The organism is Actinomadura rifamycini DSM 43936, assembly GCF_000425065.1.
GTDB classification, from domain to species: Bacteria; Actinomycetota; Actinomycetes; order Streptosporangiales; family Streptosporangiaceae; genus Spirillospora; species Spirillospora rifamycini.
Genome location: NZ_AULB01000021.1, coordinates 110,825 through 136,697 on the forward strand (window position 1 = coordinate 110,825; position 25,873 = coordinate 136,697).

Genomic DNA, 25,873 nt, shown 5'->3' on the forward strand with positions numbered 1-25,873 from the left:
TCCGCGCGTGACGAGCCGCCGCCCCCACCCGAACGCCATGCCCCCACGCACGGGCAGGACGCCGCACGCGGCCCGCGTCCACTCCACCCGAACGCCATGCCCCCCACGCACAGGCCGTACGCCGCACGCGGCCCGCGTCCACTCCACCCGAACGTCATGCCCCCACGCACGGGCTGGACGCCGCACGCGGCCCGCGTCCACTCCGCGCAGAGTCGTGCCCCCGCCCGCGGGCCGTACGCCGCCCGAGGCTTCCGCGCGGGGGTCAGGCTCGGGAGGCGCCGTTGCGGCGCTCTTCCTCGTCGTCGGGGCCGCCGGGGACGCGGCACGCGTACTCGAGGAAGAAGGCGGCGCCCACCAGGACGGCGGCGGCCAGGAAGGTCGCGCCGCTGGCGAAGAAGTCGTGCCGGGGCGTCGGCTTGTCGAGGGCGTTCACGACGCTGATCGCGAACCCGCCGAACACGCCCGCGATCACCGCGGCGGCGTGCGCGCTGGCCTTGCCGAGGGCCGCGAGCCGCGCGACAGCGAGCGGCTCGACCGGGCGCGTGCCGGGCTTGCGGCGGATGCGGCGCATGACGTTGAAGCCGCTGACCCCCTCGGCAAGGGCCAGCAGCAGCAGCGTCGGCACCGTCGTCCACGGCAGCGGCGGCAGCGCCAGGTAGGCCGTGCGCAGCACCGCCCAGGTGATCACCGCGACGACGACCAGGAGGCCGACGAGGAAGAGCGGGCGCGACGGCTTCATGCAGGCTGCTGCAGGGTCAGGTCCGTCCGGCGGTGCACGGCCGACGGGCCGCCCTCCGCGAGTTTCGCTTCGGCGAGGTCGCCGACGCGGCCGTGCCCGGGCAGCAGCACGTCCGGTTCGATGTCGGCCCAGGGGACGAGGACGAACGCGCGCTCGTGCGCGCGCGGGTGCGGGAGCGTCAGGTCGGGGTCGTCGGAGGAGATGTCACCGAAGACCACGATGTCGATGTCGAGGGTGCGCGGCCCCCACCGGACCTCCCTGACCCGCTGCATGGAGTTCTCGATGTTGAGGACGCGCTCCAGCAGGTTCTCCGGGGGGAGCCGGGTGTCGGCCACGAGGATGACGTTGAGGTAGTCGTCCTGGGGCGGGATCGACTCGCCGGGGGGCGCGTACGGCGCCGTCTCGTAGACCGGGGAGCATGCCACGAAGTCGAGTCCGGGGGCGTCGAACAGCGCGTCGACGGCCTCCTGGAGGTTGTCCAGGCGGTCGCCGAGGTTGCTGCCGAGGGAGAACACGACCCGGTGGTGGACGAGCATGTGCCCGCCGGTGGCGGTGCGGTCGGGCATGCGGTCGTGCGCGGTCATGGGCGACTCCTCTGGATCTTCACGGCCACGTCCGTGAAGGGGTGCGGCACCGGGGCGTTCGGCTTGTGGACGGTGATCTCGACCTCCGAGACCGCCGCGTCTTCCAGACATATCTTCGCCAGCCGCTCGGCCAGCGTTTCGATCAGGTCGACGGGCTCGCCCCCGACCGCGGCGACCAGCCGGTCGGCCAGCGACCCGTAGTCGACGGTGAGCGACAGGTCGTCGTCCGCCGCCGCCGGGCGGGTGTCCAGGCCGAGGACGGCGTCCACGACGAACTCCTGGCCGAGTTCGCGCTCCGCCGGGAGGCAGCCGTGCCTGCCCCTGGCCCGCAGGCCGCGCAGTTCGATGCGGTCGAGACTCATTCTTCCTCTGTATCAGCGACGTTCAGCACGGGCGAACCGTGATGGAGCAGGAGCCGCCATTCTCCTTCGACCCGAACGAACACATTGGTGGCGACAATGCTTCCCCCTGCGAGGAATCCGGCCTCCGTGTCCTCGTCGGCGGTCAGGACGTTCTCCTTGCACGTGACCACCGCGTGGTCGCCGTACACGTCCGTCTCGACGTCGGTCAGCACGAACTGGATGTAGGTGGTGTTGGCCATGATGAGGGCCCACGACCGCAGCACCTCCTCGCGTCCGCGCAGCATGGTCCAGCCGGGGTGGACGCAGGAGACGCCCGCGGCGTGCGCGCCGTCCGCCCAGACGGCCGCCATGCGGTCGTAGTCGCCCGCCTCGAACGCGGCGTAGAACTCGGCGTGCACCTCGCCGACGTCCGCGCGGTTCACCGCTGGGTTCATGGCCGGTCGCTCCCGAGGTCGGTGCCAGGACGGTCGTCGCGGTCGGCGCCCGCGGCCCGCACGGCCGCCGCGACGCGCACGGCGTCGGCGTTCGGACGGACGCGGTGCACGCGCACGCACCAGCCGCCGGCGGCGGCGACGAGCGACGTGATCGCGACCGTGGCGTCGTCGCATTCGCCGAAGGGACGCGGCGTCCCGTCGGCGTCGGTAAGGAGCCTGCCGAGGAAGCTCTTGCGGGACGCCCCGACAAGAACCGGATAGCCCGTGCCCGTGAACGCGTCCAGATGGGCCAGCAGCGACCAGTTGTGCCCGGCCGTCGGGTTCTTCGCGAAACCGAGGCCCGGATCCAGGATCACCTTGGCGGGGTCCAAGCCTTCCTGCAGGACGACGTCCACGCGCTGCAGCAGCTCGTCGCGCACTTCGCGGACGACGTCCTCGTACACGGCGCGGGTCTGCATGTCGTGGCTGTGCCCGCGCCAGTGCATCACGACGTACGGGACGTCCGCGCGCGCGACGGCGCGGGGCATGTCGGGGTCGGCGAGGCCGCCGCTCACGTCGTTGACGAGCCGGGCGCCCGCCTCGATCGCGGCCTCCGCGACCTCGGCGCGCATGGTGTCCACGCTGACCGGGACGCCCTCGGCGGTGAGCGCCTCGATGACGGGCACGACGCGGCGCAGCTCCTCCTCGCGGGACACGCGCTGCGCGCCCGGACGCGTCGACTCGCCGCCCACGTCGACGATGTCGGCGCCCTCGGCGACCAGGTTCAGCCCGTGGTGGATCGCCTTCTCGCGGTCGAACCAGGCGCCGCCGTCCGAGAAGGAGTCGGGGGTCACGTTGACCACGCCCATGACGAGGCACCGCCCCGGCGCGGGCAGTCCTGGAACATCGGCAGCGGTCATGGCATCAACCCTATGTCGTGGTCTCGGTGTTTCGATCTCGCGCCCCGTCCGCCGTACCGCCCGCCGTCCCGCGCGGCGCGCCCGTCCCGCCCGTCCCGCCGGTGGACGGCCTCCACGCCTCCCCGAAAGCGCCGGAACGGGCCTCAGCTCGTCGCTGAGGCCCGTTCCGGCGTCGATGCGGACTCGGTATGGGATCGAGGTCAGGAGCGGCCCAGAATCAGGCTCATCGCCTCGGCGCGCGTCTCGGGGTGATCGCGGAAGTCGCCGCGGACGGCGGACGTCACGGTCCGCGCGCCCGGCTTGCGGACGCCGCGCATCGTCATGCACAGATGCTCGGCCTCGATCACCACGATGGCGCCGCGCGGCTCCAGGACGTTCATGAGCGCGTCCGCGACCTGGCTCGTCAGGCGCTCCTGCACCTGCGGGCGCCGCGCGTACACGTCCACGAGCCGGGCCAGCTTGGACAGACCGGTGATCTGCCCCTTCTGGTTCGGCGTGTAGCCCACGTGGGCCACGCCGTGGAACGGGACGAGGTGGTGCTCGCACACGCTGTACACCCCGATGTCCTTCACCAGGACCATTTCCTCATGGTCGGCGTCGAACACCGTGGTGAGCGCCTCTTCGGGACGCTGCCGCAGGCCGGCGAACTGCTCGGCGTACGCGCGCGCGACCCGCGCGGGGGTGTCGCGGAGCCCGTCGCGATCGGGGTCCTCCCCGATCGCGAACAGGATCTCGCGGACGGCCTTCTCGATCCTGCCCTGATCGAACCCGGGGGGCGCGTCGGGCAGGGGGGTGTCGTCGAAGGGATCGGTCAACGGGGTCAGCCTTCGCCCTTGAGCGGGTCGGTCGTCTCCGGGCTCGGCACGCTGCTCTGCCCGTTGCCCTGGCCGTTCCCCTTGGTGAGGTCGGTGACCTCCTGGGGGCCCATCAGGGCCAGCTCCTTGGCCGTCAGCACCGGCGGGCGGTCCGACGGGAGGCGCTTGCCGTACCCGGTGTAGGAGTTCTGGTGCGGCCGCTTCTGGATCGGCGCGAAGATCTCGAGGACCTGCTCCTTGGAGAGGGTCTCCTTCTCCATCAGGTTCACGACGAGCTCGTCCAGGACGTCCCGGTACTCGGTGAGGATCTCCCAGGCGGTGTCGTGCGCCGACTCGATGTAGCGGCGGACCTCGTCGTCGATCGCGGACGCGATGTCCTCGGAGTAGTCGCGCTCGTGGCCCATGTCGCGGCCAAGGAACACCTCGCCCTGGCCCGAGCCGAACTTGCGGGCGCCCAGGCGCTCGCTCATCCCGTACTCGGTCACCATGTTGCGCGCGATCGAGCTGGCCTTCTCGATGTCGTTCGCCGCGCCGGTCGTCGGCTCGTGGAACACGAGCTCCTCCGCCGTCCGGCCGCCCAGCAGCATCGCGAGCTGGTCGGTCATCTCCGAGCGCGTCGTGAGGAACTTGTCCTCCATCGGCAGGGTCATGGTGTAGCCCAGGGCCCGGCCGCGCGGCAGGATCGTCACCTTGTGCACGGGGTCGGAGTTCGGCAGCGCGTGCGCCACCAGCGCGTGCCCGCCCTCGTGGTAGGCGATGATCTTCTTTTCCTTCTCCGACATCACGCGGGTCTTGCGCTCCGGCCCGGCCATGACGCGGTCGATGGACTCCTCGAGGGTGTCCATGTCGATCAGCTTGCGGTCGAACCGCGCGGTCAGCAGCGCCGCCTCGTTGATCACGTTGGACAGGTCGGCGCCGGTGAACCCGGGCGTGCGCCGCGCGATGACGTCCAGGTCGACGTCCGGGGCGAACGGCTTGCCGCGCCCGTGCACGCGCAGGATGCCCTTGCGGCCCTCCAGGTCGGGGCGGTCCACGGTGACCTGGCGGTCGAACCGGCCGGGACGCAGCAGCGCCGGGTCGAGGATGTCGGGGCGGTTCGTGGCGGCGATCAGGATGACGCCACCCTTGACGTCGAAGCCGTCCATCTCGACGAGCAGCTGGTTGAGCGTCTGCTCCCGCTCGTCGTGGCCGCCGCCGAGGCCCGCGCCGCGGTGCCGTCCGACGGCGTCGATCTCGTCGATGAAGATGATGGACGGGGCGTTGGTCTTCGCCTGCTCGAACAGGTCGCGGACGCGCGAGGCGCCGACGCCGACGAACATCTCGACGAAGTCCGAACCGGAGATCGAGTAGAAGGGCACGCCCGCCTCGCCGGCCACGGCGCGCGCCAGCAGCGTCTTGCCGGTGCCGGGCGGGCCGTACAGGAGGACGCCCTTGGGGATCTTCGCGCCGATCGACTGGAACTTCGCCGGGTTCTGCAGGAAGTCTTTGATCTCCTCGAGTTCCTCGAGGGCCTCTTCGGCTCCCGCCACGTCGGCGAACGTGGTCTTCGGGGTGTCCTTGGTGATGAGCTTGGCCTTCGACTTGCCGAAGTTCATCACCCGCGAGCCGCCGCCCTGCATCTGGTTCATGATGAACAGGAAGATCAGCACGATGATGACGATCGGCAGGAGGCTGAACAGCAGGCTGACGAACATGCTCTGCTGCGGGACCTCGATGTCGTAGCCGCCGGGGAGGTTGTTCGACCCGGCCTGCTTCTGCAGCTGGTTCTGGAGCTCGAGCCCCTGGCCGCTGACCCAGGAAGCCTGCTGCTGCTCACCGCTCTTGAGCGTGACCTCGATCCGCTGATCCTTGTCGATGATCTTTGCGGACTTCACCTGGCCCTGGGCGATCTCCTGGACCACCTTGGAGGTGTCGACCTTCTCGTACGAGCGGCCGGGGTTGACGCCCCACATGACGAGGGCGACCAAGAGGCCGAACAGCAGGATCCACAGCAGCGGCCCGCGAAAATAGCGCTTCACGTCCATTTATCCGGTTACCCCTTCGGGGCCCGTCCCTCCTGACCAACGTCTGTGTGCGATCCTCGCCCGCCCCGGAGGACGGACGCCACTGCGACCAACGACGGTCCCGCCGTGGCTCCGGACCACCGTGGCGGTCCCCCTTCTACGGCTCCCCGGCCTTGGGGCCCGGGACATCGACGGTACACCGCTGGGAGCAGAAGACGCAGCCAGCGCTGTCTCCTGGCCCTTTCCCTATACCCGTCAACGACCCTTGCAACGATCCGTCACGGCCGCTTGTTCCCTGACGGGCCGTTCCTACCGGTTCTCCCGGTGCTTCCCACCTGCTCGCCGTTCAGGCCGCCGGGCCCCGCCGGGCCCCCTCCCAGGGACGTCAGGACCCGTCGCCGCCGTAGACGTGAGGCGCGAGCGTCCCCACGAACGGCAGGTTCCGGTACTTCTCCGCGAAGTCGAGCCCGTACCCGATGACGAACTCGTTGGGGATGTCGAAGCCGATGTACTTCACGTCCAGCTCCGCCTGGACCGCCTCCGGCTTGCGCAGCAGCGCGCAGATCTCCAGGGACGCGGGCTTGCGCGAGCGCAGGTTGCTGACCAGCCACGACAGCGTCAGCCCCGAGTCGACGATGTCCTCCACGATCAGGACGTGCCGGTCGAGGATGTCGGTGTCGAGGTCCTTCAGGATCCGCACGACGCCGGACGACTTGGTGCCCGACCCGTACGACGAGACGGCCATCCAGTCCATCGACGCCGGGGTGTGCAGCTCCCGCGCCAGGTCCGCCATGATCATGACGGCGCCCTTGAGGACGCCGACGAGGAGCAGGTCGCGGCCCGCGTAGTCGGCGTCGATCTGCCCGGCGAGCTCCCGTACCTTGGCCTGCAGATCGGCCTCCGGGATCAGCACCTTCGCCAGGTCGTCGCCCAGGTCCTTCTCGTCCACAACCCCACCCTCATCGTCGTGATCGCGTCCGCCCGGCGCACGGCCCGCGCCGCGGCGCACCGGGCGTCAGCCGGGTTCAGGCCGGGCCGAACAGCAGCTTCCCATACCGCCTGAAGGCCCTCAGACCCCCGGGCAGGTCCACGTGCCGCTGGCCGCGCCAGGCCGTGACCAGCCGATCCACCGCATCGACATGGACGGCCGCGAGCGTACCGGGTGGACTGCCCGCTTCGACCGCGGACGTCCGGAGTACGCGCGTCCGGACGGCTCTCGGCAGTTCCGCGAGCCCGTCCAGGCGCACGGCGACGGGGTACCCGTCCTCGGGGGCTCGCAAGTCCGCGTAGGCGCGTGCGGCGAGATCGTCCAGGACGTCCGCGTCTTCGCGCAGCATGCGCGCCGTGCGGGCGAGGGCCTCCGTTACCCCGGGGCCGAGCGCCTTCTCCAGGGAAGGCAAAGCGTCGTTGCGCACACGCACGCGCGTGTAGGCGGGGTCGTCGTTGTGGGGGTCGTCCCAGGGTTCAAGTTCCATCGCCAGGCAGGCCCGGCGCGTGGTCACCCGATCGAGGTCGAGGAGGGGGCGCAGGTAGCGCACGCCTGCGCGGCGGGTGAAGGCGGGCGGCATCCCGGAGAGCGAACGCGTGCCGGATCCGCGCGCCAGGCCGAGCAGGACGGTTTCGGCCTGGTCGTTCAGGGTGTGCCCGAGGAGAACCGCGGCGGCGTCCAGACGGCGTGCGGCATCGTCCAGCGCCGCGTACCGGGCGTCGCGGGCGGCGTTCTCCATCCCGCCCTGTGTCCCCACGGTGACGGCGACGGAACCCGCCGGGTCCAACCCCAAGTCGGCGAGCGTGCGCACCACCGCGTCAGCGCGCGCGCCCGATCCTTCTTGCAGCCCGTGGTCGATCGTCACGGCCCCCGCCGGGATGCCGAGCCTCGGGGCGACGAACGCGAGCGCCCCCGCGAGGGCGAGGGAGTCCGCGCCGCCGCTGCACGCGGCGAGCACCAGGCCCGCCGGACGTCCGGCGGCGCCGTCCGCCGCCCCTCCCGGCGGCGGCAGGTCGGCCAGCACGCGCCGCACCGCCAGGCGGACCGCCGCGACGGCCGGATCAGGACCCACTCAAGCCTCGTTCGCCTCCGGCGGGGCGGTGTCGATGGCGCGCGGGCCCACGACGCGGTCCATCCACAGTTCGGGTTCCTTGATCTCCAGGTGCGTGGGCAGGCTCTCCGGAGAATCCCACACCTTGTTGAAGCCGCTCATACCGGCCTCGGAGACGACCCGCCGGACGAACCGCGAGCCCTCCGCGTACTGCTTCATCTTCAGGTCGATGCCGAGGAGCCGCCGGATCGTCTTGTCCATGCGGCCGCCGCCCTCGCGGCGCCCCTGGAAGCGCGACCGGATCTGCTGCACGGACGGGACGACCTCGGGCCCGACGGCGTCCATCACGTAGTCGCCGTGCCCCTCGACGAGCGTCATCACGGCCGTCAGCCGGTCGAGGATCTCGCGCTGCTCCGGGCTCTGGATGGCGTCGATGAGGTTCGAGTCCCCGCCCCGGACGGCGTCCGCGACGGCCTCGGCCGCGTCCTTGATCCGGTCGAGCATGGCGCCCGGGTCGAGATCGGACGCCAGGAGGAACTGGGTCATCTGGCTCTGCACGTACTCGCGCAGCCACGGGACGCCCGTGAACTGCGCGCGGTGCGTCTCCTCGTGCAGGCACACCCACAGGCGGAAGTCGCGCGCGTCCACGCGCAGTTCCTGCTCCACGTGGACGATGTTGGGCGCGACCAGCGTGAGCCGCCCCGTCGGCGCGCGTCCGTCCGGGTCGGGCGGGAGGAACAGCTCGTACTGCCCCAGGACACGGCTCGCCATGTAGGCGAGGATCGCGCCGACCTGCGCTCCGGTGACGCGCGACCCGACCGCGTCCACGACCAGGTTCCCGGCGCCGCCGAGCGGCCCCGGGCCGCGCTTCTCGGTCATCTGCTCCATGAGCGGCTCGAGCACCACCCGGAAGCCGTCCACGTTCGCCCGGATCCAGCCGGGCCGGTCCACGATCGTCGCCGGGTCGGGATCGAGTTCGGAGGCCATGCCGGTGAACTCGCGCACGTGCCCGTGCGCCAGCTTGGACAGTTCGCGCAGTTCGGCGACGACCGCACGGGCCTCCGCGTGGCTGACCTGCGGTCCCGGACGGACGAGCCGGGTCCCCGCCTGGACCGCCACATTCCAGTCGATCATTGAGGCGCTCATGTACTCCACCGTACGTTTCGACGCGGCGCCGCAGCGCCTCTCCACGATCGTTCAACGAACAACCGTTCTGGTTATCTCCCGTGGCGCACTCCCCACACGCTCACGTCCGCGGAGACCGCCCGGACGGACGCACCGGAACGCCGCGAACCGACGCGGGCGGACACGGGCGGACACGGGCCGGCGCGGGGTTCAGCAGCCGCAGCGTGCGACCTCGGCGGCCAGCCGGTCGAGCGTCAGCGGGTTCACGTACCCTTTCCCGTCGCCCAGCATGAACGCGAACGCCAGCAGCCGGCCGTCCGCGTCCCGCACCATTCCCGCGAGCGTGCTGACGCCCGCGAGCGTCCCGGTCTTGGCCCGGACGACCCCGGCGCCCGCGCGGCTGGCCTGCCCGGAGTAGCGGGGCGGGCCGAGCGTGCCCGAGAAGCCGGCCACGGGCATGCCCGTGATCGTGGCGCGCAGGTCAGGGTGCTCCGCGTCGGCGGCCAGCGAGACGATCCGGGCGAGCGCGACCGGCGTGATGCGGTTCGCGGGCGACAGCCCGCTCCCGTCGTTGACCACGACGCCCTGCTCGACACCGAGCTCGGTCAAAACCTGCGTCACCGCCTGCGCGGCGCCCTGGAACGACGCAGGAAGGCCCTTGTTCATCGCCACCTGCCGTGCGACGGCCTCCGCCACATCGTTGTCGCTCTCCGTCAGCAGGTACTCCACGAGCACCGACATCGGAGGCGACTGCACGGCGCCCAACTGCTCCGCACCGCCCGTCCCGGTGACCTTGCGCCCGGGCTTGGCGGGAACCCCGTGCTTGGTGAGCAGCTGCGCGAACTTCGCCGCGGCCACGGCGGCCGGGTCGGCGACCCTGGTCCGCTTGGTCGGGTCCTGCGGCGCGGCCTTCCCCTTGTCCACGGCCAGGGCGGACACGGGAGCGACCTCGCCGTCGGGTATGTAGTTGGGCTTCCAGGTAGGCGCCGCTCCCGACCCCTGGTAAGCGGACGCGTCGAAGTCCACCCGTACCTGGCCGATCCCGGCCGTCTTCAGCGCCGCCGCGGTCTGCTTCGCGAGGTCGTCCAGTGACGCGAACGGCGGAGAGCCGCCCTCCCGGCCCGCCGGAAGCGCCGTCAGGGTAGGATCCCCGCCTCCGACCAGTACGATGCCGCCTCCGGCGCCCCGCACGACCCGCGTCGTGATCCGGTGCTCCGGGCCGACCGAGGCCAGCGCCGCCACCGACGTCGCCAGCTTCGTCGTCGAGGCGGGCGTGGCCGGCCGGTCGCCGCGGTGCCCGAACAGCGTCCGCCCGGTGGCGACGTCGACGACGACGGCGCTGAGGTCGGCCCCGGCGCCGCCGATCGCCCCGGACAGCCGTCCCGCCAGGACGGACGCGTCCGGCATCGGGCCCGTCCCCGGCTCGGCGGCGGAAACCCCGGCGGGGGACCCGGCCGAGACCCGGACGACGTCCCGCACCGCCACGCTCGGCGGCTGCGGGGACAGATGCCTGGCCGGTGTGAGTTTCACCACTGCGAACGCCGCGGAGACAGCGAAAACGTTAAGGAGGGACAGTGACAACAAGACGAGGGCACGACCCCGTCCGGACACGTCGCCGCCCCTCTCCCACTCAGCACTCACCAACGTGCGACATCCTTATATAAGGGAACACCCACACCGTGGGGGCCGGCCTCGCCCGCACAGACCCCCGAAAGACTATTCACTGCGACGCGCAGGGAGCGGAGGACACCTTGGATTTCGACGTCACCATTGAGATCCCGAAGGGTCAGCGGAACAAGTACGAGATCGACCACGAGACCGGTCGCATCCGCCTCGACCGCATGCTCTTCACCTCGACGCAGTACCCCGCCGACTACGGGTTCATCGACGACACCCTCGGCGAGGACGGCGACCCCCTGGACGCGCTCGTCCTGCTGCAGGAGCCGACCTTCCCGGGCTGCCTCATCCGCTGCCGCGCCGTCGGGATGTTCCGGATGACCGACGAGGCCGGTGGTGACGACAAGGTCCTGTGCGTCCCCGCCACCGACCCGCGCATGGAGCACCTGCGCGACATCCACCACGTCCCCGAGTTCGACCGCCTGGAGATCCAGCACTTCTTCGAGGTCTACAAGGACCTGGAGCCCGGCAAGTCCGTCGAGGGCGCGAGCTGGGTGGGCCGCGTCGAGGCCGAGGTCGAGATCGAGCGCTCCCGCAAGCGCGCGGTGGAGCAGGGCGGGCACTGAGCCCGCCGGGGGCCGGCCGCCCCGCCCGCGGTACCGCTCGTCGCAGGCGATCGAGGACCCTTCCGTACGGGACGCGCCCTACGGGAGGGTCCTCGGCCGTTCAGCCGGACGGACGGGTCGCGCCGATCAGGTCGCTCCGGTGCACGCCCGCCACGCGCACCCGCGCCCCCGTGTACGGCGCCTCCACCATGCGCCCCTCGCCGATGTAGATGCCGACGTGGTGGATGGTGTCCGGGTCGGACGTGTCGTGGGCGAAGAACACGAGGTCGCCGCGGCGCAGCTCGTCCAGGGGGACGTGCGGCCCGGACGTCCACTGCGTGCCCGTCCAGTGGTCGAGCCGTACACCGGCCTTGTCCCACGCGTACATCGCGAGCCCCGAGCAGTCGAACCCGCGGACGCCCGAACCGTGCTCGATGCCGTAGCTGGGGCCGTCCACGGTGCCGCCGCCCCAGGAGTAGGGCGTCCCGAGCCATCTGAGCGCCGCCCGCGCCACGATGTCGCCGCGTGCGGTAGTGGACGGGACGGCCCCACCCGAGTCGGCTGGCGCGGAGTTCGCCTTCTGTGCGGCCTGCTCCCCCAACGCGCGTTCCCGCGCGCGCTGTAGTTCGGCGGCGCGCGCTTCGGCGACCCCCAGACGACGTTCCAGTTCCCGTTTGCGGGCCTCGATGCGTTCGACGGACGCCCGCTGCCGTTCCACGGCGTCCTCTGCACGGCGCCTCGCCTCATCTGCACGGCGGGCCGCTTCGCTCTGCTTGGCCAGAGCGTCCTCCGCTTGGCGCCGGAACAGGTCCTCCACGTTCCTGGACGCCTCGACCCGGCGCAGCATCCCGGCCCGCTGCTCGGCCAGCATCCGGGCCATCACGGCCCGGTCCATGAACCCCTGCGGGCCGCCCTCTCCCGCCACCACCGACGCCAGCCGGTCCCGCCCGCCGCCGCCCCGGTACATCCGCGCCGCGTACGACGCGAGATCGGCGCGCGTCTCGCCGACCCGCCGCCCGGCGTCCGCCAGCCGCCGCCGCGCGTCCTGGTGGGCCGCGCGAGCGCGCTCCAGCATCACCCGTTCGCCGTGGTACCGCTCCACGGCGGCCTGCGCGTCCGCGACGAGCCGATGCAGGGCGCCGTCCGCCTCGGCCAGTTCGGCCTGCGTCCGGCCGACCTCCGCGGCGCGCTCCCGCACGTCCTGCCGGCTCTGCCGCACGTCCCGCGCCCCGGGCGGCGGCTCGGCCGGGGGCCGCGCGGCCGAGGCCGGGACCAGCCAGGTCAAGCCGATCGCGATGCCGGACGACAGAGCGGCCAGGCGCAGTCCGGTACCGCTGATCCGGAACGTGCCGCCGCGAAACTCCGTCGCGCTCATGATCACGTCCTCCCCCCGACGCGTGATGCGCAGCGCGAGCATTCGATCACGGATCGTAGTTCAGAAGATCGTCGGGAGGAACGTCCGGCGCCGCGTTGCGGCGGACCGTTACCCGGCCGGGGGCGGGCTTTGGTCGGACGGCGGCGGGGACGGCGGCTCGTCCGTCGGCGACGGCGGCGGCGACGCGGCGGGCGTGCCGCTCCCGGTCGGCGGCGGCTTCGGCGGCGCGGGCGCGGACGGGGACGTGCGCGGAAGCGGCCCGGCGGGACTCCCCGGAGGACGCGTCGACGCGCCCTGGACGGACCCCGAAGGCCCTGGAGTCCCTTCCTCGGCCAACGACCGGGGAACCGCCCCCGGCGTCTGCCCCTGGACGGAAGCGCCCGGCGACGTGCGCCCCGGGCCGGGCACCTTCCCGGACACGGCGTTCGGAGACGGCGAACCGTGCACGCGCCCCGGCCGGGGACTGGGGTTCGGACCGACGATCGTGTCCACCCTCTCCGCGTCACGCCCGTCCGTGTCCAACGACGCCCAGGCGAGGCCCCCGCCACCGAGCACGACGATCGTGGCGGCACCCAGAACGGCGCGCTTGCGCCACGCCCCCGCGGCGGCGACGCGCTTCCGGGCCGGACGCCCGTCCTGGAGCGGGAAACCCGCCGACGTGAAGCCCGAAAGGTTCGTGGCGACGAACAGCCGATACCCGACCAGTTCGGAATCCGTGAAGCAGCTCACCACGCGGAGACGGAGTTCGTCCGGCGGAAGGACGACCGGCAGCAGCCCGAACACCTTCGACGCCGACACCGCACGCGGACAGAACGGCTTGCAGTGCGCGCACGTCTCCGCATGCCTCAGCAATCGGCCGTCCACGTCCGCACCCGTACTTCTCTGCCTCAGCAGGGTGGCGCGTTCTGCGCATCCGTAGGGCCCTTGACCTTCGAGCATCTCGGCCGTCAGCGTCTGCTCAAGCTCCGCATGCGCGCGTTCGAGCGTCCCCTGCACGTCGCCCGGCGCGAGCCCCAGCACCGCGCCCAGTTCCGGGGCCGACAACCCGTGCCGCAGATGCAGATCCAGAACGTCCTGCGAGAGCGGCGAAAGCGCCTGCACGGCCTTCCAGGAGATGAGCCGCTCATCGACGTCCTCCTGGTCGTGGCTCGCGACCGGCGGATCGGGCGCACGGTCCTCCGAAGGCGGACGACGCGCGCACTGCATGCGCGCGATGGCGTACAGCCACGGGCCGAACAGTTCGGGGTCGCGGAGTTTGTCGATGTGCGCTTCCGCGGCGATGAAAGCGTCGCGCAAAGCGACCTGAGCGTCGTCCCGCGCCTGCGTCCGGAACCAGCAGTACGCGTACAGCCGGTCGCCGTAGGCGCGGTAGACCGAGGCCGGCGCGTCCGGCTCCCGCGCCCGCAGCGCCTCGACCAGTTCTCGGTCGTCCATGACAGAAAGGTAGGGGCTCCAAGACCGCTTTACCGGCAAATTCACATGATCGGACCCACTGCCGAACTCAATTCGATGACCATTATTCCTCCGCTTAACTTTTGCGGAGAAAGAAACAATCACCCCACTTTGTCCACTTGCTCGATTCCGATTTGACAGTGTCACGATGACAGTGTCATCATCGAGCCATGGACGACACCTGGACGATCGGCGAGCTGGCGGACCGCGCCGCGGCGGCCCTCGCGGCCGGCGGCGAGACGCCCGCCAACGGCCGGGTGCGCGACCTGCCGAACGAACGCCTGATCCGCTGGTACACCACGATCGGCCTCGTCGACCCGCCCCTGGGCCGCCGCGGCCGCACCGCCCTCTACGGCCGCCGGCACCTGCTCCAGCTCGTCGCGGTGAAACGCCGCCAGGCGGCGGGCCGCTCGATCGCCGAGATCCAGGTCGAGCTGGCCGCCGCCACCGACGAGTCGCTCGAACGCATCGCCGACCTGCCGGCCGCGACCGGCAACGAGCGGGAGCGCTTCTGGCGCGAACGCCCCGACATCTCCCACCGCCCCGCGACCGTCACCGGCTACGACACGCCCCGCCCGCCGGTCGTCCAGGGCGTCCGCCTCGGCCCCGACGTCACCCTCCTGCTGGAGGCGCACGACCTGACCGACGCCGACCTCGACGCCATCGCGTCGGCCGCCCGCCCGCTGCTGGAAGAACTGCAACGCCGAGGTCTCACCCGATCCGCCGCCCCTCCCCGGAGGTCCCAGTGACAGTGCGCATCCACGAACTGCCCGATCCCCCCGCGCCGGACCCCGAAGGCGGGCTCGGCGCGCTCACCACCGAGAAGGGCAACCTGCCGCTCGACACTGTCGGCGTCCACGCGACCATCACCGGCCACGTCGCCGGCATCGACCTCGTCCAGGGGTTCCGCAACCCGTTCGACGTGCCGCTCGAGGCGACGTACATCTTCCCCCTCCCCGACCGCGCGGCCGTCACCGCGCTCCGCATGGAGGCCGCCGACCGGGTCGTCGAGGGCACCCTCAAGGAGCGCGGCAGCGCCAGACGCGACTACGACACCGCGATCGCCTCCGGCCGGCGGGCCGCGATCGCCGAGGAGGACCGCCCCGACGTCTTCGCCATGCGCGTCGGCAACATCCAGCCGGGCGAGCGTGTCAAGGTCGAGCTCCGCCTGGCCCAGCCGCTCTCCCGCGACTCCGCCACCGAGGCGACCTTCCGCTTCCCCCTCGTCGTCGCGCCCCGCTACATCCCCGGCGCTCCCCTCGACGACGAGCGCGCCGGGCCCGGCACGTCCGACGACACCGACGCCGTCCCCGACGCGTCCCGGATCAGCCCGCCGGTCCTCCTGCCCGGCTTCCCCAACCCGGTCCGTCTGTCGATCGACGTCGACATCGACCCCGCCGGGCTGCCGCTCACTGACATCGCGTCGACCCTGCACGTCGTCGCCGAGGAGGGCGGCCGCGTCAGCCTGCGCCCCGGCGAGCGCCTCGACCGCGACTTCGTCCTCCGCCTCCGCCACGCCGAGCACGAGAGCGCGTCCCTCGCCCTCGCCCCGGACGAGACCGGCGACGAGGGCACCTTCACCCTCACCGTCCTCCCCTCCGGGGAGACGCGGCCCCGCCCCCGCGACCTCGCGCTCATCCTCGACCGGTCCGGCAGCATGCAGGGCTGGAAGATGGTCGCCGCCCGCCGCGCCGCCGCCCGCATCATCGACACCCTCCGCACCGAGGACAGGTTCGCCGTCCTCTCCTTCGACAACGTCATCGACACGCCCCGCGGCCTCGACCTCGCCCTCGCCCCGGGCACCGACCGCAACCGGTTCCGGGCCGTCGAGCACCTCGCCGGGCTCGAGGCCCGCGGCGGCACCGAGATGCTCACGCCGCTCCTTCAGGCGGGCGGCCTCCTCGACGACCCGTCCCGCGACCGGGTGCTCGTCCTCATCACCGACGGCCAGATCGGCAACGAGGACCAGATCCTCGCCCGCCTCGGCCCGCAACTCCAGGACGTCCGCGTCCACACCATCGGCATCGACCGCGCGGTCAACGCCGGCTTCCTCAACCGCCTCGCCGCCCTCGGCGGCGGCCACTGCGAGCTCGTCGAATCCGAAGACCGCCTGGACGAGGCGATGCGGGACCTCCACCACCGCATCGCCGCCCCCATCGCGACGAACCTCACCCTCGACGCCGACCTCGACATCGTCCCCGGCTCGGTGGCCCCCCGCCTCGGCTCCCTCTTCCCGGGCGTCCCCCTCGTGGTCTCGGGCCGCTACCGGGGCCGCCCCGGCGCCGTCACCCTCCACGGCACGAAACCCGACGGGACCGCTTGGACCCGGCACGCTCCCCCGGTCGAGACCACCGACCGCACCGCCACGGCCCTGTGGGCCCGCGCCCACCTCCGGGACCTCGAAGACCGCCACACCGTCGGCGAAGACCTCGAGCAACGCATCATCGACACGTCCCTGCGGTTCGGCGTCCTGTGCCGCTTCACCGCGTTCGTCGCCGTCGACTCCGAGGTCGCCGCCGACACCCGAGCCCCCCACCGGGTCGTCCAGCCGGTGGAGACCCCTTCAGGCTGGGCCGGCCAGGCGCCCCCGCAAACCGCCCGCCCGATGGCGGCCCGCTCCTACCGGCCCGCCGACTTCGACGACCACGACGACCTCGACCTCCCCGACTTCCTCCGCGCCGGCCCGTCCGGCGCCGCCCCCCCGGCCCCCAGACCCGCCGCCCCGCCCTACGGCGTCGAACGCGCCGTCTCCCGACGCGCCGCAGGCCGCCCCTCCGGCACCACCATCAAGGACGAGATCGCCCGCGCCCTGGAACGGCTCCGCGCCGTCCCCGACACCCCCCACGACCGCCGCACCCACCTCCTGAACGACCTGCTCCCCGCACTCGAATCGATCGTCCGGCGCATGGAGGCCCAGTCCCAGGACACCACCGCCCTCGCCGCCCTCCGCGACGACCTCCGCACCCTGGCGAGAACCCCCGACGCGGACGTCCAGGCCCTCTGGACCCGCGCCCTCGAAACCCTCACCGACTCCACCCCCCGCCGCCCCTTCTGGAAACGAGCGAAATAACCACCTGCGCCGCGCCGGTCGGCACCTCCCGACCGTCGCAACCCAACCGTCCACCTCACTCCGCCTCACTCCGCACACGGCCAGAACGACCGGAAAGACCGGACAGCCGGAGAGACCAGACAGCCGGAAAGACCGGATGCGGGTCCCTGCGGGACCCGCATCTCGTCCCTCTCCATCAAGGGCGGCTGGGGCGGGCGGCTCGGGGTCCGCGGGGCGTGCGGAACAGGGGGATCAGGTTGAGGGCGAGGCCGATGACGGCGACGCCGCTGACGAGGTTGACGCCCGGGTGGAAGCCGCCGAAGTCGCCGCCCTCGTGGGCGGCGCCGGCGACGAGGGCGGTGACGACGGCGAGGACCAGCGCCGCGCCGACCTGCCCGGACGTCTGCACGAGACCGGACGCGAGACCCTGTTCGGAGTCGTCGATGCCGTCCGTGGCCTGCGCCATGATCGAGCTGAAGCCGAACGCGAATCCGCCGCCCAGCAGAATCATCGTCGGCAGCACGGTGACGGTGTAGTGCGGGGCGGTTCCCGCGGTCGCGAGGAACCAGACGTAGCCGAGGCTCAGCGACGTCATCGAGCTGATGATCAGCGGCGGGGTGCCGTACCGGTCGATCAGCCGGCCGACGAACGGGGAGCCGAAGGCGACGATGAGGCCCCCCGGGAGAAGGCCGAGCGCCATCTCGAGAGGAGACCAGCCCAGGACGTCCTGCAGATACAGCGTCATCATGAACTGGAAGCTCAAGTACGACCCGAACAGCGCGACGATGCTGAGGTTCGCGCGGACAATCGTGCCGATGCGCAGGATCCCGAGGCGGACCAGCGGGTGCCGCACGCGGTTCTCGGTGACGACGAACCCGACGAGGAGCGCCGCGGCCGCGACGATGGACACGACGGTGAGCGGGTCCAGCCAGCCGCGTTCGGGCGCCGACACCACGGTGTAGACCGCGAGCAGCATCCCGCCGGTCAGCGTCACCGCGCCGACGAGGTCGTGGCCGCCGCCCGCGGCGGGACGGTCCCGGGGGATCAGCGCGATGCCCGCGACGAGGGCCAGCAGGGCCAGCGGCACGGGGGTCAGGAACGTCCAGCGCCAGCCGAAGCTGGTCAGCAGGCCGCCGAGGATCAGCCCGGACGAGTAGCCGCTGGCGCCGAACACGGAGAACACCGACAGCGCCCAATTGCGGGCGGGCCCCTCGTGGAACGTGGTGGTCAGGATCGAGAGGGCGGTCGGGGCGGTGAACGCCGCCGCGAGGCCCTTCACGAAACGGGTGACGATGAGCAGCGCGCCGTTGTCGACCAGGCCGCCCACCAGTGACGCGACGGCGAAGACGGCCAGCGCGATGAGGAAGACCCGGCGGCGGCCGAGGAGATCGGCGGTGCGGCCGCCGAGCAGCAGAAGACCGCCGTATCCGAGGACGTAGCCGTTCACGATCCACTGCAGCGACGTGGTCGACAGCCCGAGTTCGGCGCCGATCGACGGCAGCGCCACGCCCACCATGGACACGTCGAGCCCGTCGAGGAACAACACGGCGCACAGCACGGCGAGGACGCCCCACAGCCGGGGAGTCCAGGTCTGTTCGGCAGGAGCGCGCACGGCGGAGGCAGGTGAGGTCTCAGTGATGGTCACGCCGAGGGACAGTACATGCACACGCATCAAATGTCGACGCATAAAGTGCAGACGCATCTAATGCGTGTGCATGGTACGATCCGCGCCATGGAGTCGGAGGCCGCTCTCGTCAGCCGCTGGCGCACGCTGGCGACCTGCTACAACACCGTGGCGTGCAACCTCGACCGCGCCCTGCAGGACGCACACGGCCTCAGCATGAGCGAGTACGAGACGCTGGACCGGCTCGTCGAGGCGAACTGCGAGAAGCGCCGGATGCAGGACATCGCCGCCGACATGTACCTCAGCCAGAGCGCCCTCTCGCGGACGGTCGCCCGGCTCGAGAAGCACGGCCTGGTCGAGCGCACGATCTGCCCGGACGACCGCCGCGGCGTCTTCGTCCGCCTCACCGACGAGGGCCGCGAGCGGCACGCCGCCGCCCGCGGCACCCACCTGAAGATCCTCGGCGGTCATCTCGAACCGGCCCGCTGACCCGACGCCCCGGAGGCTCGCGACCATGGCGAACGAGATCGCCCGCTGGGACTGGCTGTACGAGTACGACGAGGAATCGTGCCGCGGCTTCGGGTTCGGACGGTTCGTCCTCCACGCCGACGGCTCGCTCCTACGCTCCCACGGCGAAAACAGCGAGACCTGGCGTGAGGTGTCCTGGTGGCCCGGCGAGACCGACCCCCACCGCGCCGCCCGCCTCCTGTGGCAGCGCGGCTACGAACTCAAGAACGGCCCGAAGCCCGCTTCCTGAACACCGCTCCCTGCGCGGCCCGACCCCTCGACCGCGACTCGCTTACCTGAATTCAGACCCGCCGCGACGCCTTCTGGAGCAGTTCCGCGGTGTACGTGGCGAGACGGGCGGCGTCGGCGGGGTCCAGGGTCTCGATGGACGGGTCGACGGTCTTACCGCGGTCGACGGCCGTGAGCGGGGCCGCGGGAGGCCGGTCGATCCATCCGTTGATCGGCCGGACCGAGTCGGCGACGGGACGGGCGAAGAAGCGCGCGAGCAGCTTGATCGCGTTCCGGACGACCGGGCTCGGGTGGCCGTCGGCCCCGCTCTTCGTGAATCCGGGGTGGTACAGCACGTATCGGACCTTGCTCTCCCCGCCGGCGAAGGCCGCGCCGAGCAGGTCGTTCGCGCGGCCGGCCTGTAGTTGCGCGCGCACCTGCCGGTAGCCGCGCGTCAACTGCGGATCGTCCCAGTGGATCCGTCCCGCGGTGTTGCCGACCCCCGCCACGTTGATGATCACGGGCTCCGGAGCGGCGTCGAGGAGCGGGCGGAGCCGTTCGCCCAGCAGGTAGCGGCTCAGGTAGTAGAGGGCGAACGTGGACTCCAGCCCGTCCGGGGTCTCTTTCCGTTTGGGGACAACGCGGTTGGCGAACAAGGCCAGCGCGTCGATCGACTGGTACTGCTCGGCAATGAGCGCGACGACCCTTTCGTTTTCGGCGATCGAGGAAAGGTCCGCCCGCAGGAACCGCATGTTCGGGTCGGCTGCCTCGTCCAGCAGGGCGCGTCCCCGCGCCTCGTTGCTGCCGATCACGGTGACGTGGCTGCCCCTGGCCGACTGCTCCAGGGCGACCGCGCGTCCCATTCCGGTGGTGCCGCCGCTGATGACGACGTTCTTGGACGGCTGGTCCGGCATGGAATCGCTCCTTAGGGTCGAAGGGGGCGGTTCCGATCATGGATCGCCCGGCCCGAGGACGAAAGAAGGCAGTTTCATGTCCGGTACGCACACCGGTGTTCCCTCGGTGCTGGCGCACGACCTGCCTCGGCCGGTGCCCGCCGCCGAGCTGGCCGCGTGCCCGGTCGGGGACGTGTTCCGGCGGATCGGCGACAAGTGGAGCATGCTCCTGGTGGTCCTGCTCGGCGGCCGCCCGCACCGCTTCAACGAGCTGCACCGCGCCGTCGAGGGCATCAGCCAGCGCATGCTGACCCGCACGCTGCGCGGCCTGGAGGCCGACGGGCTCGTCCGGCGCGACGTCCACCCGACGGTGCCGCCGAGCGTCGAGTACAGCCTGACGCCGCTCGGCCGCACGCTCCTGGAACCGCTGTCCTCGCTGGCCGACTGGGCCGTGCGCCACGAGGCGGAGATCAACGAGGCCCGCGCCCGCCACACGGACGCGGCTGCGCAAGAAGCCCCTCCCGAGTAATCGGAAGGGGCTCCGAGCCGGGGTCACCTGCCCTTCGGCGATACCCGGCTCCGAACTGCACTGCGGGCGTCGATGTCGTCGCCTTGCACCGAATCTCCGGTGCCCCGGTCGGGCCGGACGAAGCCGCAGACCGCGGCGGCGGTTACCGCGGGGGCGTCGCTTTGCCGAGCGCGCGTTCGGCGACGTCGGCGGGGGCGGCGGCGATGACGGTGTCGAGCGCGGTCCGGGAGATCTCCAGGTCGGTGATGGCCTGGGTAATCCGCTCGCGTTCCCTGCACAGGTCGGCGAGGAGGTCGGAGCAGGTCGGCACCAGGCGCTCGTCCTCGTCCCGCAGGCAGGGGAGGATCTTGGCGATGGTGGCGGTGCCCAGCCCGGCGGCGAGCAGGCAGCGGATGCGGCGCACGGTCTCCACGTCGGCCTCGCCGTATTCGCGGTAGCCGCTGGGGCGCCGCTCGGGCCGAAGCAGCTGCTGCTCCTCGTAGTAGCGCAGCAGCCGTTCATGGACGCCGGTCCTGCGGGACAGTTCACCGATCCGCACGTGGCCCTCCCCACCGATGCCTTGGCGACTTGACTCTCACATCGATGTGAGAGTTTAGCGTCCCGGCATGAGCAAGAGCTTCGCCACGCTCGCGGCCTTGTGCGCGAGCGTCTTCGTTGTCGGGACGGCCGAATACCTGATCGCGGGCTTGCTGCCCGAGGTGAGCGCGGACCTGGGGGTCTCGCAGGGCACCGCCGGGCAGGCGGTGACCGCCTACGCGCTGGGGGTGGTGATCGGCGGTCCCGTGGTGACCATCGCGACCGCGCGGCTGCCCCGCAGGGGCCTCGCGATCGGCCTGATGCTGCTGTTCGCCGCCGGCAGCGCGCTCAGCGCCCTGGCCCCGACGTTCACGATGCTGCTGGCCGGACGGGTGGTCTCGTCGCTCAGCCACGCCGCGTTCCTGGCGCTGGCGCTGGTGATGGCCACCAGCGTGGTGCCCGCCCACAAGACCGGTTCGACGATCGCCACCGTGGCCTCCGGCTTCACCGTGGCCACGTTCCTGGGGGTTCCGCTGGGGTCGCTGCTGGGACATGCCGCCGGGTGGCGCGCCCCGTTCGCGGTGCTCACCGCGATCACGCTGGCCGCCGTCGCGTTGCTGGCCCTGGTGCTCCCCCGGCAGCAGGCACCGGCCACGAGCCTGCGCGACGAGCTGCGCGTCGTGAGCCGCAAACCGGTGCTGCTGGCCATCGCCACCACCGCGGTCGGCCTCTCCGGTGTCGCCCTCGTGTTCACCTACATCGCGCCCCTGCTCATCCGCGTCACCGGCTTCTCCCCGGCCGCCGTCTCCGCGCTGCTGCTCGCCTACGGCGCCGGAAGCTTCCTTGGCAACCTGGCCGCCGGCAAGCTGACCGACAAGTCCATGACCGCGACCGTGCGGGGCGTGTTCGGCGGCCTGACCGGCGTGCTGGCGGCCATGCCGTTCGCCGCCGCCTGGCAGCCGACCGCCGTCCTCGCCGTCCTCGGCCTGGGTCTGCTCGCCACCGCCACCATCGCCCCGCTGCAGGGGCTGATCCTGCACCACGCCGGGACGGCGCCGAACCTGGCGGTCTCCGTCAACGTCGGCGCGTTCAACCTGGCCGCCGCCGTCGGCTCCGCCCTCGGCGGGTTCCTCGTGGCCGCGGACGCGCTGCGCTGGAACGGACTGGTCGGGGCCGTGCTGAGCCTCACCGGCCTCGGCCTGACCTACCTGCTCCTGCCCCGCGCCCGCACCACGTCACCCGCCGACAAGGCCGCGATCTCCACCGCCGCCTGAACGTCCGCCGTCGGCGACCCTGGCGGCGAACCGGCGGCAGAGACCATCAAGGCCGCGGTCGGACGAGCGCCTGGGCCACGATCACGCGATCCCCGTCGAACGTCAGCGACGGCGAGCCGTGCAGCTCGTAGCCGAGATCGAGTGCTTCGCTGACCCTTCGACAGAAACCCTCATCGTCGGGGCCAGTGAGAACGCGGTACCTGGGGAGGTCCTTCGTGTCTGGCATGCAGCAAGTGTAGGGAGCGGGACGGCCGTGGCCGGGCTACGAGACGGAACCGGACGCCCCGCACCGCGCGCCCCGGCGCCCATCCGCCGGAAGCCGCGGCCGGCCTCCCGCTCCTCTGACTCGGTCGTCCGAGGGAAGTAACCGAGTGCGCCCTGTCCAGGAGGTCCCCGGCACGGTCAGCTCAGGGCGGCATATCGTCCGCGTATCGAATATCGCGTACGTGCTGGCAACACGGCGCTGTCTTGACTTGAGACATGCCCTCCAGCGAATTGGGTTCGATCCACGGCGAAGCGACCACGGACCGTCGCGCCCGAACGATGGCCGAGCCGTCTTCCTCGTCCATCCCGACGACGGGAATCGCGGTCTTCGGATGCGGCCAGGACGAAGCCGACTTGTTCCAGCAGATGGGGGCACGCCTCGGATTGTCGCTCACCCTCATCGAGGCCGCCGTCTGCGAGACCAACGCTGAACTGGCACGCGGCAACCGGTGCGTCAGCGTGAACCACAAGACTCAGATCACCGATCCCGCACTTCTGGCGCTCAGCAAAACCGGTGTCGAATACATCTGCACCAGAAGCATCGGCTACGACCATATCGACCTGGAGTACGCCGAGCGCGTCGGCATCTCGGTCGGCAACGTCGCCTACTCACCGGACAGCGTGGCCGACTACACGTTGATGTTAATGCTCATGGCTTTGCGCCATGCGAAATCCACCATCCGCCGCACCGACGCTCATGACTATCGGCTGAGCAACGCTCGCGGCAAGGAGCTGCGCGACCTGACCGTCGGGGTGGTCGGGACCGGCCGCATCGGCACAGCGGTCGTCGACCGGCTGCGAGGCTTCGGCTGCCGCGTGCTGTCCCACGACAACCGATCTCGCGTCTCGACCGGCCACGTGCCGTTGGACGAGCTGATCGAACTGAGCGACGTCGTGACGCTCCACACCCCGCTCACGGCGGACACCCGCCATCTCCTCGATCGCCATCGCATCGAGCGGATGAAGCCCGGCGCGTACATCGTCAACACCGGTCGCGGACCGCTGCTCGATACCGAGGCCCTTCTCGCCGCGCTGGAAAGCGGCAGGTTGGGCGGCGCGGCACTGGACGTCCTCGAAGGCGAGGAAGGCATTTTCTATGCCGACTGCCGAAACAGGCATCTCGAGAACGAGGCCCTGGTGCGACTGCAGCGCATGCCTAATGTGCTGATCAGTCCGCACTCCGCCTACCACACCGACCACGCCCTGAAAGACATCGTCGAGAACACTCTCGCCAACTGCCTGAACTTCGAGAGCGGGGAAACAGCATGAGTAGATTGAAGGTCGGAGTCATCTTCGGAGGCGCGGGCGAGGAACACTTCGTCTCCATCAAGTCAGCGCGCGAGGTGGCAAGGAACCTCGACACCGAGAAGTACGAGCCTCTCTGGATCGGCATCACGGCCGACGGCGTATGGAAACTGTGCGACGGCCCCGCCGCGGACTGGGAGACCGGCGGCGCCCGTCCCGTCACGCTGTCACCTGACCGAAGCATGCACGGTCTGCTGGTCATGGGGCAGGAGGGGTACGAGACGGTGCGTCTCGACCTCGTCTTCCCCGTACTTCACGGCACGTTCGGCGAAGACGGCGCGATCCAGGGCTTGTTGGAGCTCTCCGGCATCCCCTACGTCGGCTGCGACATCCAGGGCTCGGCCGTGTGCATGGACAAGTCTCTGGCCTACACCGTTGCCAAGAGAGCGGGGATCGCCACGCCGAACTTCTGGGTCGTCGCGGAGGACGAGAAGGTCGATCCCGACCGTTTTCGGTATCCCGTCTTCGTGAAGCCGGCCCGTTCGGGCTCCTCGTTCGGCGTCAGCAAAGTCACCGACAAGAACGAGTTGACGAGCGCGCTGAGCGCGGCGCACCGGTACGACTCGAAAGCCTTGATCGAGGAGGCCGTGGCCGGGAGCGAGATCGGCTGCGCGGTCCTCGAAGAACCTTTCGGCCTGGTCACCGGCGAGGTGGACCGCGTCGACCTCTCGCACGGATTCTTCAGGATCCACCAAGAGGACTCGCCCGAGACCGGATCGGAGAACTCGACGTTCATCGTTCCCGCCGACATCTCCGACGACTCGCGGCGGCTCGTCCAAGAGACCGCCGAGACCATCTACCGCGCCCTGGGCTGCAAGGGACTTGCGCGCGTCGACATGTTCCTCACCGACGACGGCCGGGTGGTGCTCAACGAGGTCAACACCATGCCCGGCCTGACGTCCTACAGCCGCTACCCACGGATGATGGCCGCCGCGGGAATGCCGCTGTCCGACGTGATCGACCGGCTCGTCTCGATGGCACTGCACGGGAAGAAGCGGTGAACGACGACTTCGTCTACGTCGACGACCGGGTGCCGGGCGTCCGCTGGGACGCCAAGTACGCCACCTGGGACAACTTCACCGGCAAACCGGTGGACGGCTATCTCGCGAATCGCATCGTCGGCACTCGGTCCCTGTGCGCGGCCCTGGAGCGAGCACGCGAGAGGGCGGCCTCCCTCGGATTCGGGCTGCTTCTCTGGGACGGGTACCGCCCCCAACGCGCCGTCGACTGCTTCCTCCGCTGGTCGGCCCAGCCCGAGGATGGCCGGACCAAACCGCGGCACTACCCGAACATCGACCGGCACCAGATGTTCGAGCATGGATATGTGGCCGCGAAGTCGGGCCACAGCAGGGGCGGCGCCGTCGACCTGACCCTCTATCACCTTGCCACCGGTGAGCTTGCTCCCATGGGCGGCGGCCACGACCTCATGGACCCGATCTCACGTCATCGAGCCCGTGGAATCACGCCGACCGAGGCCCGAAACCGTGAGCACCTCCGTTCCATCATGGAGGACTGCGGATTCGATCGGTACGACTGCGAATGGTGGCACTACACGCTGAGAAACGAGCCTTATCCTGATGTCTACTTCGACTTCCCCATCACGTGATCGGAGTCTCCACTGCATCTCGCAGTGGG

27 protein-coding genes are annotated in these 25,873 nt (G+C 71.1%); 10 read left to right on the forward strand and 17 right to left on the reverse strand.

Features of this window, described 5'->3' with window-relative positions:
• Positions 1–262 precede the first annotated feature (262 nt).
• From H505_RS0120940 to dacB, 11 genes are all read right to left on the reverse strand, one after another.
• Positions 263–739: a DUF3180 domain-containing protein gene (locus H505_RS0120940; protein WP_026403547.1), complete on the reverse strand. Its 477-nt coding sequence runs from the start codon at positions 737–739 to the stop codon at positions 263–265.
• Complete coding sequence (gene folK / locus H505_RS0120945; protein WP_026403548.1) at positions 736–1,323, reverse strand: 2-amino-4-hydroxy-6-hydroxymethyldihydropteridine diphosphokinase; 588 nt, start codon at positions 1,321–1,323, stop codon at positions 736–738. Before folK ends, H505_RS0120940 begins: the two co-directional genes overlap by 4 nt.
• Positions 1,320–1,685, reverse strand: coding sequence for a dihydroneopterin aldolase (gene folB, locus H505_RS0120950; RefSeq protein ID WP_026403549.1), 366 nt, complete (start codon positions 1,683–1,685; stop codon positions 1,320–1,322). Before folB ends, folK begins: the two co-directional genes overlap by 4 nt.
• A complete protein-coding gene (locus tag H505_RS0120955; protein WP_034519016.1) occupies positions 1,682–2,119 on the reverse strand; it encodes a nuclear transport factor 2 family protein in 438 nt (145 codons plus the stop codon). Before H505_RS0120955 ends, folB begins: the two co-directional genes overlap by 4 nt.
• Positions 2,116–3,018 carry a dihydropteroate synthase gene (folP, locus tag H505_RS0120960; protein WP_051300961.1) on the reverse strand — a complete coding sequence of 301 codons (903 nt, stop codon included), beginning with the start codon at positions 3,016–3,018 and terminating at the stop codon, positions 2,116–2,118. The genes H505_RS0120955 and folP overlap by 4 nt, the downstream gene beginning before the upstream one ends.
• A 200-nt stretch (positions 3,019–3,218) precedes the next feature.
• On the reverse strand, positions 3,219–3,833 hold the full coding sequence (gene folE / locus H505_RS0120965; protein ID WP_034519018.1) for a GTP cyclohydrolase I FolE: 615 nt from the start codon (positions 3,831–3,833) through the stop codon (positions 3,219–3,221).
• 5 nt (positions 3,834–3,838) lie between these two features.
• Positions 3,839–5,857: an ATP-dependent zinc metalloprotease FtsH gene (gene ftsH, locus H505_RS0120970; protein ID WP_026403553.1), complete on the reverse strand. Its 2,019-nt coding sequence runs from the start codon at positions 5,855–5,857 to the stop codon at positions 3,839–3,841.
• A 364-nt stretch (positions 5,858–6,221) separates the two neighbouring features.
• The gene (hpt, locus tag H505_RS0120975) at positions 6,222–6,785 is read right to left on the reverse strand and encodes a hypoxanthine phosphoribosyltransferase (RefSeq protein ID WP_026403554.1); all 564 of its coding nucleotides are present in this window, start codon (positions 6,783–6,785) and stop codon (positions 6,222–6,224) included.
• A gap of 76 nt (positions 6,786–6,861) precedes the next feature.
• Entirely contained in the window at positions 6,862–7,896 is a 1,035-nt protein-coding gene (gene tilS, locus H505_RS0120980) for a tRNA lysidine(34) synthetase TilS (protein ID WP_026403555.1), read from the reverse strand.
• Complete coding sequence (locus H505_RS0120985) at positions 7,897–9,009, reverse strand: zinc-dependent metalloprotease (protein ID WP_026403556.1); 1,113 nt, start codon at positions 9,007–9,009, stop codon at positions 7,897–7,899.
• Between the two features lie 201 nt (positions 9,010–9,210).
• Positions 9,211–10,530: a D-alanyl-D-alanine carboxypeptidase/D-alanyl-D-alanine endopeptidase gene (gene dacB / locus H505_RS0120990; RefSeq protein WP_245592591.1), complete on the reverse strand. Its 1,320-nt coding sequence runs from the start codon at positions 10,528–10,530 to the stop codon at positions 9,211–9,213.
• 221 nt (positions 10,531–10,751) lie between these two features.
• Between dacB and H505_RS0120995 the strand changes: the two genes are divergently transcribed.
• The gene (locus tag H505_RS0120995) at positions 10,752–11,243 is read left to right on the forward strand and encodes an inorganic diphosphatase (RefSeq protein ID WP_026403558.1); all 492 of its coding nucleotides are present in this window, start codon (positions 10,752–10,754) and stop codon (positions 11,241–11,243) included.
• A 100-nt stretch (positions 11,244–11,343) separates the two neighbouring features.
• Here H505_RS0120995 and H505_RS0121000 read toward each other — a convergent pair whose 3' ends face one another.
• Both H505_RS0121000 and H505_RS0121005 read right to left on the reverse strand, forming a co-directional pair.
• Positions 11,344–12,597, reverse strand: coding sequence for an NlpC/P60 family protein (locus tag H505_RS0121000; RefSeq protein WP_026403559.1), 1,254 nt, complete (start codon positions 12,595–12,597; stop codon positions 11,344–11,346).
• Positions 12,598–12,705: 108 nt separating this feature from the next.
• A complete protein-coding gene (locus H505_RS0121005; RefSeq protein WP_026403560.1) occupies positions 12,706–14,031 on the reverse strand; it encodes an RNA polymerase sigma factor in 1,326 nt (441 codons plus the stop codon).
• A 188-nt stretch (positions 14,032–14,219) separates the two neighbouring features.
• Here H505_RS0121005 and H505_RS51800 point away from each other — a divergent pair, with 188 nt between their 5' ends.
• Positions 14,220–14,798: a MerR family transcriptional regulator gene (locus tag H505_RS51800; protein WP_051300962.1), complete on the forward strand. Its 579-nt coding sequence runs from the start codon at positions 14,220–14,222 to the stop codon at positions 14,796–14,798.
• Complete coding sequence (locus H505_RS43370; RefSeq protein WP_051300963.1) at positions 14,795–17,119, forward strand: VIT domain-containing protein; 2,325 nt, start codon at positions 14,795–14,797, stop codon at positions 17,117–17,119. Before H505_RS51800 ends, H505_RS43370 begins: the two co-directional genes overlap by 4 nt.
• A 175-nt stretch (positions 17,120–17,294) precedes the next feature.
• Here the strand turns inward: H505_RS43370 and H505_RS0121020 are convergent, their stop codons facing one another.
• Positions 17,295–18,743: an MFS transporter gene (locus H505_RS0121020; protein WP_026403561.1), complete on the reverse strand. Its 1,449-nt coding sequence runs from the start codon at positions 18,741–18,743 to the stop codon at positions 17,295–17,297.
• Positions 18,744–18,830: 87 nt separating this feature from the next.
• Between H505_RS0121020 and H505_RS0121025 the strand changes: the two genes are divergently transcribed.
• Positions 18,831–19,211: a MarR family winged helix-turn-helix transcriptional regulator gene (locus H505_RS0121025; protein WP_026403562.1), complete on the forward strand. Its 381-nt coding sequence runs from the start codon at positions 18,831–18,833 to the stop codon at positions 19,209–19,211.
• Positions 19,212–19,236: 25 nt separating this feature from the next.
• Positions 19,237–19,479, forward strand: coding sequence for a hypothetical protein (locus H505_RS0121030; RefSeq protein ID WP_026403563.1), 243 nt, complete (start codon positions 19,237–19,239; stop codon positions 19,477–19,479).
• Between the two features lie 52 nt (positions 19,480–19,531).
• Here H505_RS0121030 and H505_RS0121035 read toward each other — a convergent pair whose 3' ends face one another.
• Positions 19,532–20,371, reverse strand: coding sequence for an SDR family NAD(P)-dependent oxidoreductase (locus H505_RS0121035; protein ID WP_026403564.1), 840 nt, complete (start codon positions 20,369–20,371; stop codon positions 19,532–19,534).
• 76 nt (positions 20,372–20,447) lie between these two features.
• On the opposite strand from H505_RS0121035, the gene H505_RS0121040 reads away from it, so the two are divergent.
• Entirely contained in the window at positions 20,448–20,879 is a 432-nt protein-coding gene (locus H505_RS0121040; RefSeq protein ID WP_026403565.1) for a winged helix-turn-helix transcriptional regulator, read from the forward strand.
• 142 nt (positions 20,880–21,021) lie between these two features.
• Here the strand turns inward: H505_RS0121040 and H505_RS0121045 are convergent, their stop codons facing one another.
• The gene (locus tag H505_RS0121045; RefSeq protein ID WP_026403566.1) at positions 21,022–21,417 is read right to left on the reverse strand and encodes a MerR family transcriptional regulator; all 396 of its coding nucleotides are present in this window, start codon (positions 21,415–21,417) and stop codon (positions 21,022–21,024) included.
• Positions 21,418–21,484: 67 nt separating this feature from the next.
• Here H505_RS0121045 and H505_RS0121050 point away from each other — a divergent pair, with 67 nt between their 5' ends.
• The gene (locus tag H505_RS0121050; protein ID WP_026403567.1) at positions 21,485–22,669 is read left to right on the forward strand and encodes an MFS transporter; all 1,185 of its coding nucleotides are present in this window, start codon (positions 21,485–21,487) and stop codon (positions 22,667–22,669) included.
• Positions 22,670–22,715: 46 nt separating this feature from the next.
• Here H505_RS0121050 and H505_RS49100 read toward each other — a convergent pair whose 3' ends face one another.
• Positions 22,716–22,895 (reverse strand): DUF1737 domain-containing protein, encoded by a 180-nt coding sequence (locus tag H505_RS49100; protein ID WP_084550604.1) that lies wholly within the window; start codon positions 22,893–22,895, stop codon positions 22,716–22,718.
• 317 nt (positions 22,896–23,212) lie between these two features.
• On the opposite strand from H505_RS49100, the gene H505_RS0121055 reads away from it, so the two are divergent.
• Genes H505_RS0121055 through vanX form a run of 3 tightly spaced genes read left to right on the forward strand, consistent with a single transcriptional unit; the run spans position 23,213 to position 25,844 of the window.
• Entirely contained in the window at positions 23,213–24,202 is a 990-nt protein-coding gene (locus H505_RS0121055; RefSeq protein ID WP_051300965.1) for a D-isomer specific 2-hydroxyacid dehydrogenase family protein, read from the forward strand.
• On the forward strand, positions 24,199–25,239 hold the full coding sequence (gene vanA, locus H505_RS0121060; protein WP_026403569.1) for a D-alanine--(R)-lactate ligase: 1,041 nt from the start codon (positions 24,199–24,201) through the stop codon (positions 25,237–25,239). Before H505_RS0121055 ends, vanA begins: the two co-directional genes overlap by 4 nt.
• The gene (vanX, locus tag H505_RS0121065) at positions 25,236–25,844 is read left to right on the forward strand and encodes a D-Ala-D-Ala dipeptidase VanX (RefSeq protein ID WP_026403570.1); all 609 of its coding nucleotides are present in this window, start codon (positions 25,236–25,238) and stop codon (positions 25,842–25,844) included. The genes vanA and vanX overlap by 4 nt, the downstream gene beginning before the upstream one ends.
• Positions 25,845–25,873: the final 29 nt, after the last annotated feature.